The 10,244-nt window shown below is 37.2% G+C and carries 8 protein-coding genes; 1 reads left to right on the top strand and 7 read right to left on the bottom strand.

The genetic code is table 11. The annotated features are described in order from the left end of the window. Window positions 1–187: 187 nt before the first annotated feature. The 6 genes from K737_RS09925 to sfsA form a co-directional block, all read right to left on the bottom strand. Entirely contained in the window at window positions 188–742 is a 555-nt protein-coding gene (locus tag K737_RS09925) for a hypothetical protein (RefSeq protein ID WP_023492115.1), read from the bottom strand. A gap of 183 nt (window positions 743–925) precedes the next feature. After that, window positions 926–1,063 carry a hypothetical protein gene (locus K737_RS10330; protein ID WP_023492116.1) on the bottom strand — a complete coding sequence of 46 codons (138 nt, stop codon included), beginning with the start codon at window positions 1,061–1,063 and terminating at the stop codon, window positions 926–928. Window positions 1,064–1,192: 129 nt separating this feature from the next. Next, the gene (gene recA, locus K737_RS01540; RefSeq protein ID WP_006302099.1) at window positions 1,193–2,284 is read right to left on the bottom strand and encodes a recombinase RecA; all 1,092 of its coding nucleotides are present in this window, start codon (window positions 2,282–2,284) and stop codon (window positions 1,193–1,195) included. 144 nt (window positions 2,285–2,428) lie between these two features. Then, a complete protein-coding gene (gltX, locus tag K737_RS01535) occupies window positions 2,429–3,805 on the bottom strand; it encodes a glutamate--tRNA ligase (RefSeq protein ID WP_006302098.1) in 1,377 nt (458 codons plus the stop codon). A gap of 108 nt (window positions 3,806–3,913) precedes the next feature. Next, window positions 3,914–5,659 carry a metal ABC transporter solute-binding protein, Zn/Mn family gene (locus K737_RS01530; protein ID WP_023492119.1) on the bottom strand — a complete coding sequence of 582 codons (1,746 nt, stop codon included), beginning with the start codon at window positions 5,657–5,659 and terminating at the stop codon, window positions 3,914–3,916. Window positions 5,660–5,737: 78 nt separating this feature from the next. After that, window positions 5,738–6,472: a DNA/RNA nuclease SfsA gene (gene sfsA / locus K737_RS01525; RefSeq protein WP_006302096.1), complete on the bottom strand. Its 735-nt coding sequence runs from the start codon at window positions 6,470–6,472 to the stop codon at window positions 5,738–5,740. Window positions 6,473–6,609: 137 nt separating this feature from the next. On the opposite strand from sfsA, the gene K737_RS01520 reads away from it, so the two are divergent. Next, window positions 6,610–9,348 carry a PD-(D/E)XK nuclease family protein gene (locus tag K737_RS01520; protein ID WP_006302095.1) on the top strand — a complete coding sequence of 913 codons (2,739 nt, stop codon included), beginning with the start codon at window positions 6,610–6,612 and terminating at the stop codon, window positions 9,346–9,348. Window positions 9,349–9,376: 28 nt separating this feature from the next. Here the strand turns inward: K737_RS01520 and K737_RS01515 are convergent, their stop codons facing one another. Next, window positions 9,377–10,195 (bottom strand): hypothetical protein, encoded by an 819-nt coding sequence (locus K737_RS01515; protein ID WP_023492120.1) that lies wholly within the window; start codon window positions 10,193–10,195, stop codon window positions 9,377–9,379. Between the last annotated feature and the right edge of the window lie 49 nt (window positions 10,196–10,244).

The raw sequence follows: 10,244 nt of genomic DNA, 5'->3' as shown, positions 1-10,244 counted from the left end.
AGTATTTCCGGTATTCTCTTAAATATTCTAAGGTTATCAGTAAGCGATCCTTGCCCCCTAGCGTATTGGGGGGGAATTACTTAGATTTTTGCTCACCTTCAGCTAACCTTAAGATCTGGGCCATTTTCTCAAAAGTTGACTTTTTGACCCCGGTTAATCTTCTAAAGCTTTCTTCTGTCTCTGCTTTTTATACAAAATCAAACTGAAAGTGTTGGAATAATGCGTTGAAAGTTGTCATTGACGAGGTCGATAAGATCCATGGTGATGTTGTCCCAGGTTTGGTCAAAAAAATACAACATACTCTTGCAAAACTTTTTGGCAGAGACAAAAAATTGATTAACATGTTCTTCGATGGGGGAAGGGGGCTAGAGAGGGCACAAATAATGCACCTCAATCCCCCCTTTCTTTCGCTACTTTTTAGGTATCTTTGCTTGTAGAGTCCTTGATCAAAGATCAGGTAGAACGGCGCCTTTGGATAAGCGTCTTTCAGCTGATCAAAAAACGTCTTCATAATGGCTCTTTCAAGGTTTTGAAGGATACCACTTGTAAGGCGCATGTGCCTTCCCATAAGGTTCATGCGTGTAGGCTCGTCTTGGGGGGTGCCTGACAGGTGATTTTCGTTTCCATGGTGGGGGGGCATGCCATCATCAAACAGGATGGATTCATTCTTCGGCGGTGTTGTCATCACCGTCTCGTAATAATGAATAAACGCTTCCTGCTTGGTTGGATTTGCATACCGCACCGCTGGATTTTAAATGAAAAATTATGGGAGCGCAGCCACACAGGGTTCAAGAACATAAGCTCAGATATCGCTTACTTTCATATACGTTGTGGCTTTCCAAATGCGCGATAAGTTCTGCTGTTTGTGAAACATTCAACTTTTGATCTTCCTTATACTCCTCTACGATCGTCAATCAGAAGAGCTTTAGCGATTTGACGAATAGCTCCCCCCTTTTTCGGATAACAAAACTGCCTTAATTCTATCTTCTACGCGTCGGTTCTTTTCTTGCCGATGCTGCGTTCGTAACGCAACACGATCTTCTTCTGTCAGAAATCTTTTCATAAGAAAAATTATTAATTTTATTCAGTCATCTTTCTTTACCAGTACATAAACAAAATTTTATTTTTTTTTGCGACTTTACTAAGTTCCTTATTACCGATTTTGATAAAGTCGCATATGCAATGATTAAAATCAAGCGTCTTCTTTCAAAAGATTTTCTTCTTTTTCCTCGTCTTTAAAGGAATCTACCTTTTCCTCACCTACAGAAGTAGACCAATCAAAAAAATCAGTTTTGGGACGAACTGCTGCACGAATTGCTTTTTCTAGTTCTTCCATTTTTTCTGGGTTTTTTAAAAGATAGGCTTCCGCGGATTCTTTTCCTTGCCCTAGTTTTTCTGATTGATAGGAATACCAAGAACCAGACTTTGCGATTAAATCAAGACGCACACCAAAATCGATAAGTTCAGAAACTTTAGAAATTCCCTGCCCATACAAGATATCAAAGGTCACCTCACGAAAAGGCGGGGCTAACTTGTTTTTTACTACTTTTACCCTTACTTGGTTCCCTCTAATTTCTTCGTTTCCTTTCCCTTTGATCGATCCAATGCGACGAATGTCTAATCGAACAGATGCATAAAATTTTAGTGCATTTCCCCCCGTAGTAGTCTCTGGATTCCCGTACATAACACCAATTTTCTGACGCACCTGATTGATGAAAATAACAATAATATTAGAGCGCGAAATAGAGGACGTTAATTTTCTGAGCGCTTGACTCATTAAACGCGCCTGCAACCCCATGTGAGAGTCTCCCATGTCTCCTTCCAGTTCTGCTTTGGGAACCAAAGCTGCAACACTGTCAATAACCAAAACTTTAATCGCCCCAGAACGCACAAAATAATCTGCAATTTCCAGAGCTTGCTCTCCAGTATCGGGTTGAGAAATGTATAAATTTTCAGGCTGAATCCCAAGTTTTCGCGCGTATTGTTTGTCAAAAGCGTGCTCAACATCAATAAAAGCACAAATTCCTGATTGTTTTTGCGCTTCTGCAATGACGTGCATCGAAAGCGTTGTCTTACCAGAGCTTTCTGGACCGTAAATTTCGATAATACGCCCCAAGGGAAGTCCCCCAATACCTAAAGCTAAATCTAACCCCAAAGATCCAGTAGATACGACTTCGACTTGCTCGGCTGCTTCTTGCTCCAAGCACAGCACCGACCCTTTACCAAAAGCTTTTTCAATTTGTGCAATGGCATTTTGTAGTGCGTGAGTTGTATGATGGGTCATAAATAATTTTCCAATAACCTGCAGATCTATATTTTAACATAGTTCCTTGTGCAATTCTAGCAAACGCACTTTAACTAAAAATTGTTCTTGGAATCCCCTTGCTTTTAAAATTCAAAAAAGAAAAAAAAATTTTACCTTTGCGCATTAAGCAAAGTTTTTTGCATCTTCATGAATTTTTACAGCGCTTTGAATGCGAGTTTGAATCCAAGACGGCCCCAAAACATCTAGCATATGATACAATCCTACAGAAGAAGTCCTTCCCAAAAGAACTATACGAAGACTTTTTCCAAAATCTGATAATTTTATTTCTCGTTTTTTCACAAAATCTTTCAAAAAACTTTCCATATCTCCATCATCGTTTTTCAATGCCTGGGAAAAAGTTTTTAAATATTCAAAAAATTCTGGAGTAATCTCTTTTAGCGCATCTAAAGAAATACCAGGGACTTCCTCTTGAACGTACAAACTTAGATGCTCTTTCAGATCTATCAAAGTCTTTGCGCGTTTTTGTAATTCAGACATGACCTTTATCCCTCGGGCTTTGTCTCCTTGCATTTCCAAGACTTCCCAAAGTTTTTCTGGAGAATACTGACAGATATAAAATTTATTGAGATCTATTAATTTTTCTTCATCAAATCTGCCAGGGGAGGGCGACAACCCAGAAAAATCAAACCATTTCAGTGCATTTTCTCTAGAAATTTTTTCTTCATTTCCATAAGCCCACCCTAAACGTAACAAAACGCTTTCTACTGCTTCTGGTAAAAATCCATGAATTTTGTAATACTGAACGTCTGCAGCGCCATGTCGTTTAGATAATTTTGCTCCGTCTGCGCCATGAATTAAAGGAATATGCGTCATTTCTGGCAAATTCCACCCCAAAGCATGATACAAATTTGCTTGCCGAAAAGCGTTTGTAAGATGATCGTCTCCACGAATGATGTGGGTAATCCCCATATCGTGATCATCTACAACTACAGCCAACATGTAAGTAGCAGAACCGTCACATCGCAACAACACCATATCATCTAAGGCATCACACTGTAAGTAAAGCGCTCCTTTTAGATGATCATTAAGATGCACTCCCCCCGTTAACGGTGCTCTAAGCCTTAAAACAGACACCCCAGGCACTTCAGGAAGATTTTTTTCTCTACAATGGCGATCGTACCCTATAACCTTTCCTTGTATCCTTGCTGTTTCTCGAAGATTTTGAAGACGCTCTTGAGTGCAATGACACCAATACGCCGAATCATTTTGAAAAAGCACCTGGCCTATTTCTCTATGGCGATGTTGGCGCTTAGACTGAAAAACTACGGGCTCATCCCAGTCTAAACGCAACCAACGTAGAGCATCAAAAATTTGCTGCACCGCTTGAGGAGTAGATCGTTGCAAATCCGTATCTTCAATACGTAAGAAAAAGCTCCCTGCATGTTTTCTGGCGTACAAATAATTAAATAACGCTGTACGAGCAGATCCTAAATGAAGCCATCCAGTAGGAGAGGGAGCAAAACGTGTAACGACCTTCATCAATGCACCATAGCAATAAATTGATTCCGATTATAACTCATTTTATTTTTTTTGTCTACAAACTTTACCTTAGACAACCACACTGCTCTCTAAGGAGGTAAACTTTTATTATTTTTTTGATTTTGAATAGATGCTCTTTTCTTCTTCGTTTTGTATCAGCGCATCACACAAAATTTCGGTATTACTTTTCATAACGTCGCAGTAAGTTTTTCCAAAAGGAATATCATCGATGCACAACGAACTTGCTAATTTTATTTTTAGATCTTTTGCTAATTGCTCTGCGCCCTCAGAACTATGGCTTTGTTCTGGAAAAATTGCGCAAATTTTTAATTTTGTCAAATGCATTAAGTAATTTCCTTGATGATGGCTTGCCTCAGGAAGAGCATACAAGGTAACTCCATAGCGATTTTGGTAATAGGGCATAGAGTTGTGAAAAACTAGCCCTGAAAGTTTTTTTCTTCCTTTCCATTGGTTTTGGATCCAAACATCTAAATCGTTAAGATCACGGATATAAATAGCCGCACGGCTTTGAATGCTTTTGTTTGGGTATATTTTAAGCAATGCTTCAGTTATGATGGTAACGTACTGAATGACATAATAGGGATCGTGCCATAAATGACCATCTGAAATAAGGTCTGTGAAAGTCGTTCTAGAAATTTCTTTTTGTATTGGATTTTTTTCTAAAATTTTAATTTTTTTAAGTTTTATTTTTTCTGAAAGGACCAAGATTTTTGCTTTTATTTTTAAAGCATTTAAAGTAGAAAACCACTGCATATCCACCCCCTTTCCGTGAAGAATAACAAGGTCCGCCTTAGTTAATTTTTTAATGCTTTTTGCGCTACACGGAAAATGATGAAGAGAACTGCAATGGCAAGGAGAGGTGTAATCATTTTCTGAAATTGTTTCAATAAGACACTCTTTTGGGGCTAATTTTTCTGTTATATGTTTTAATAAAAAAGAAGATGTGACGATGTATGGACGGTATGCATACAAATCAAAGGAAACAAAGAATATCACCAAAACACGCCATAAATGCGGAAGTTTAATTCTGCTATAAATTAATGACCCCGCATACCCTATTCCTAAGACTATCAACAACGTAGGACCGTAAGGCCAATCCTTATAGCACGAAAAAAAAAGAGAAGACAATGTGGCACACATATTCCAAAGCACAGATTTCCAAAAAATATGTTTAAGGTGAGTTCCAGAAACGTAAAAGCTTAAAAACGGCAAAATAGTTAGTCCTAAGACGACAAGCGCTCCCATTCCTTGAAATTGAATGGCGGCATTCAACACAAATAAAGCAATCCATCCTCGATAAATCCACCGCATTTTAGGGTAAGTTCTGTATGCAAATTCAGAATCAAAACTGTGAGTTTTTAAATTGTCCCAAAAATAATAACAAAAAATCCCAGATCCTAGAGTACACAGCGTAAGAACAAAAACATAGCTCTGCGGAACAATAAAAATAGATCCAAAAAAAGCGTGCATTAAATCTTCGCTTCCTCCAAAAAACATACTAATTGCAATAGCCAATAAATAAATTCCTGCTATACTGCTGTTTACGTCTAATGCGCGATGGCGAGATGTCCATAGAGTGATAGTTGTTAAAATAATTCCTGAGACTGCTCCCATAAGACTTACTATCCACCAAGGCCCATCCATGCGTGTTCCTAGCGTGATGCCTGGTAACATTCCATGGGAAAGGGCGTCTCCTAAAAACGCAGTTTTTCCTGACATTAAGACTGCCCCCATTAACGCACACAAAATAGAAGATAAAAAACACAAAATTACTGCACGTTGCAGAAAAGGATGAATCAACAAAGATTCTAATAAAGGAGAAAAAAGATACATCACAAACCTTTTTGAAATGAGTTAAACCTTATTTATACGTGTTGTAAAAAAATCTAAGAGAGCATTAAAATTCTACCCCTAAAATGGCGCCCAACACACACCTTGAACTTCTAAGGGGCAAGATTGAATAGTAATGCCTTGCAGAGACATCTCACACCCATAAGCCAGCATGACTACACCTGCCTGATGCGCTGCTTCAAAAGCCTTTCCGTATTCTGCATCAAGATATCCTGCTATTTGAAAGACAGAACAGTCATTACGTTGAACGACATAAAGCATCACTGCAGTCTTGCCTTGTTGTGCAAGTGCTGTTAATAAGCGCAGATGTTTTGTTCCTCTTTGGGTTACGCAATCTGGAAACAAAGCAACGGTATTGTGCTTTAAATGTACATTCTTTACCTCAATCCATACCAAAGAATGTTCAAAGGTAAGCAAAAAGTCTAAACGAGATTCTCCCAAGCAAGGCTCGCTTTTGAAACTTTTTATGTCAGACCACTGCGGAAATCGTTTTTCTGTTAACGCCTCTTTTACAAGCATACTGGGAATAGCGGTATTTGTTCCCACTAAGATCGGCTTTGCTTGGTGTCCCTCTTTTACCTCTTCCATCATCCAGACAAAAGGAAGCTTTCCTAAAGATTGGGGTTTTTTGGGACATACCCAAACCTTGGATCCTGGCTCTGTTAATCCTAACATTGCACCAGTATTAACACAATGTGCCATAACGCATGTTCCCGTTTCTAGCTCTACATCAACAAAAAATCTTTTATACCGCTTGATAAGAGTTCCTCTTTGCGGGCATTCCCAGAATTTCACGTGCGCTTGCCGCCTATTTTATTCTTAAGAAATTATATACTAAATATTACAAAATGTCATGAAGGAGAAAAAAACCATAGTGAAATTTTTTCTCCCATACCGTATGATTAAACCATAGAATTTCAGGAGCCCTTTTTATGCGACATTTTGCAATGATGAGCGCTAAAAAAGAAAATCTGTTTGCTTTAACTGTTCGTTGGATAGAATACCAGTCCAATTTTCTTAATATTCCTCTATCAAGATGGAAAATTTATGTTCCCTATACGCGATGCATCCCTTTTTTGCGGCGTGCTTTTTTTACTCACGATAGTGCTGAAGAATGTCTTCCCAAAATTTACTCAGTATCTAAAAATGATTCACTTCCTTTTGAAAGAAAATTAGGGTGGATGCTTTCTTTTTTAACTCCTGTTATACCTGATATCCCTTTAGAACGTCGCATAATGATAGCACAAGACGCATTATTGCTATGGGAACAAAGTTTGATGTATGAAACTTCGTGGCATAAACTTTATGAAGTACAAGAGGAGTTTTTTTCTCAGTATGAGTGTTCAACCCTGCACTTACTGCGGTATATTTCAGAGCTATGGCCAGATTTTTTGAAAAAAAAAAATCCTCCTCGTGAATCTGTTTATGAACATTTTCTTGATCGTTTTGATGAATTAAAAGACCCAACGGTACTTATGGGGGCTCAAGGAACACTTCCGTTTACACGAGAGATGATGAAACAATTAAAGAAATACCCCCAAGGGTGGATTTTGTTTCCTTATGCTCCCAACCCAAGCCAAACTTCACAAGATTCCCTTTCTGCATTTCATCCTTTGTACGGATTTCAAAAAACGCTTTTAGATTTAAATCTTAACTATGACGACATTGTTATTATTTGTGATGAGTATTTTAAAAGCGCTAATATAAAAAAAAAATCAAAGAAGATTTCGTCTTTTCCTGATGCTCAAGATGCTTTTTTAGCTTCTTATCACGGAAATTTCTTGACAGTACCTATCAAAAACACGCTGCACTATTATACTGTGACAACCCCCATGGAAGAAGCGTATCAAGTAGCACAATGTTTGATAACGTGCTACAAAAAGGGGAAGTCAGCATTATGTGCAACCCCTGATCCTGTTTTAGCTCAAGGAGTATCTATTTTGCTAGAAAACGAAGGAATCCCGATTCAATGGCAAGGATCGTTATGCCTAATTCATCATACCAGTGCGCATTTTATTTTGTGTTTATGGCAGTGTATAGAAAAAAAGTGGTCTTTCTTTTCTGCTTCAGACTTTTTAAAACATAATACTTGGAAAGGGCGTTACCCAGGCCTTTTTCAGTGGATGTGTTTTCTTGAAAACCGATATTTTAGAGGAAATCCTCTACCAGAAAACTTATGGGAATGGCTAAATCGTCACGGACAACATACCCCATATCCGCGCATTGCAGAGCGCATTATAAAAAGTTTTCATTCTTTTTTTTCGTCACTTTCTTCTATGATAAATTCTTTACAACGCTATTCATTAGAATTATGGCTAAACACTTTAAATCAAGCGCTTGAAGGCGTATTAAAGGATTGGCTTTGGAAAGAGTCTGGAAAAAAAGTAAAAGAAGCGCTGAATGAATTGATAAATAATGCTTTTGCTTATGAGGCACTGAACGCAGCAGAAGTAGGAGTTTTACTTAATCATCTTTTTCAAAATTATTTTTTGTCCTCTCCAGAACACCTTAATGATTCTTGTGAGACACTTTTATACCTTTGTGGTCCAAAAGAAGCGCGATTGTTAGCACCAAGTTATGATGTATGCATTTTGACCAGTTTATACGAAGGAGGATGGCCAAGAGGCATTACTACTAACTCTTTACTGCCTTCTGGATTGCAAGAGCATTTAAAATTTCCCCCCTCCAGTTGGCAAATTGGAATGGCCGCCAGGAATTTTTTATCTTGTTTAAATGCACCTGAGATAATTTTTATTCGCTCTAAAAATAGTGGGGACCCTTCTAGATTTTTGCTGCGTTTACAAGGTATATCATATAGTCCTGTTTTAGAAAATTTTAAAAATTTTCCTTATTTCGTCCCTTCTTGTGATAAACCTCGTGTTTTATGTTCACAAATAAAGCCAAAAATTCTTTCCGTAAGCGATATGGTTTTACTCTACAATAATCCTTATGGATTTTATTTAAAACGCATCTTGGGAATTTATCCTTTGGCTCCCCTTCAAAAAGAAGCAGGCACTTCATTGGGTATTTTATTTCATCGATTACTAGAACAGTGGATGCGACGTTGCCCAGGAAATGTTTCTTTTTTAGAATCTGTACTGAAATTTCACTTAATGCAGTTAATCGAAGAAATGTTATTTCCTCAATACTCTAATAGAATGATCAGAACTCAGATACTGCGATGTTTTGAAGGTTTTTTTGAATATGAATTAGAAAGCAGAAAAAATTTTTTTACTTCTTTTATAGAAGCAAAGGGGCGCAAAGAGGTCAACACCGCTTTTGGGTCTGTAGTGCTTGTAGCTCAAGCAGATCGCATTGACTATAAAAGGGAAGGGGGCATCATCATTGATTACAAAACAGGTGTTCTGCCCAAAACTATTCAAGATGATGGTGTTAGCAGCCAATTATGGTGGTTGGCTTGGATATTGAAAAATAACGGATTTAAGGGGGTGCCTGATACTTTTCCCATTCAAAAGGTGCAGTGGTTCCACCTTTCCTTGTCTCACGGATTTCAGTGTATAAGCGCAAAAGTACTTGAACACCTAGAAGACTATATTCAAAATCAATGGAAAACTTTAGAAGGGTATATTTCAGGAACACTTCCCTACATCCCGCTTGAAACAGAAAACTTTACTGACGGAATCTCTAGACGATTAGAGTGGAAGAATTGATCAATCCTGAAATAACGCTGTGTCAAATCTAAAACATTTTATGGGGAGTTTGGGAGGACAAAAATTTATCAACGATTTCGTTTAGTTTTTGTTTAAATTGTAATTTTTGTTGATAAATATTTTGAGGAATAACTTCATTTTGAGGAATAACTTCTCTTAATTCCTTTAACATTTTTATTTTTGAATCAAAAGGAAGTTGAGAAATATTTTTTTGAGTAATACGTTCAATCGCACTAATAATGTTTAAAAATTTTAAAGAAATGTCCGGATTTTGATTGTTATTTAATTGTGGGATAAAATTTTTATTTTGTTGATTTTTATTTATTTCCTCTACAAGCACTGGTATCTCTTTTATTAAGCCATAAATTAATTTATCGATTTCTTGTGTATTATCAGAAGCAAGGGGGTCAGAAACTAAAGGAAGACGCCCAGGTTGAATTACTTGTTGAGGATTTGCAGGAGGAGTAAACTTTAATTCTTCGTGGCGTTGTCTAATGTAGTACAGAATTTTTTCACTCATGCTTTTAAAAATTGGTCTCAAAAATTCTACATAAATTTTTTCTGCTGTTTTGGGATTATTAATTATTTCCTGAAGTCTTAACTCTAACTCGTTTCTAAGTTTTTGACCTGCTGGAGATTTTTCTTTACCAGACGGAACTAATGATTTAGATTTTCCTAGTTCTGTAAACTTTATTAAAGATTTCTTTTGAGGAAGTATTATTTCACTTTGACCGACATCGCGTACCACAGGAGTTTCTCCTGGGAACGCTAAAGCGCATTTACTTGAAAAAAAAATTTCAAAAACACATACATAAATAAATAACTTTTTTTTTTTTGTTCTAATCATAGGTTCTTTAGATGTTTTTTCACGTAATACAATTATAAGAAAATTGTTT

This window comes from Holospora undulata HU1 (assembly GCF_000388175.3).
In the GTDB taxonomy this organism is placed as follows: Bacteria; Pseudomonadota; Alphaproteobacteria; order Holosporales; family Holosporaceae; genus Holospora; species Holospora undulata_A.
This window is presented reverse-complemented; position numbering and strand designations above follow the sequence as displayed.

Bases quoted from the DNA above. Each gene is read 5' to 3' on its own strand.
- K737_RS10330 (WP_023492116.1), bottom strand. From the start codon at position 1,063: ATGAAAAGATTTCTGACAGAAGAAGATCGTGTTGCGTTACGAACGCAG.
- recA (WP_006302099.1), bottom strand. From the start codon at position 2,284: ATGACCCATCATACAACTCACGCACTACAAAATGCCATTGCACAAATT.
- gltX (WP_006302098.1), bottom strand. From the start codon at position 3,805: ATGAAGGTCGTTACACGTTTTGCTCCCTCTCCTACTGGATGGCTTCAT.
- K737_RS01530 (WP_023492119.1), bottom strand. From the start codon at position 5,659: ATGTATCTTTTTTCTCCTTTATTAGAATCTTTGTTGATTCATCCTTTT.
- K737_RS01520 (WP_006302095.1), top strand. From the start codon at position 6,610: ATGCGACATTTTGCAATGATGAGCGCTAAAAAAGAAAATCTGTTTGCT.
- K737_RS01515 (WP_023492120.1), bottom strand. From the start codon at position 10,195: ATGATTAGAACAAAAAAAAAAAAGTTATTTATTTATGTATGTGTTTTT.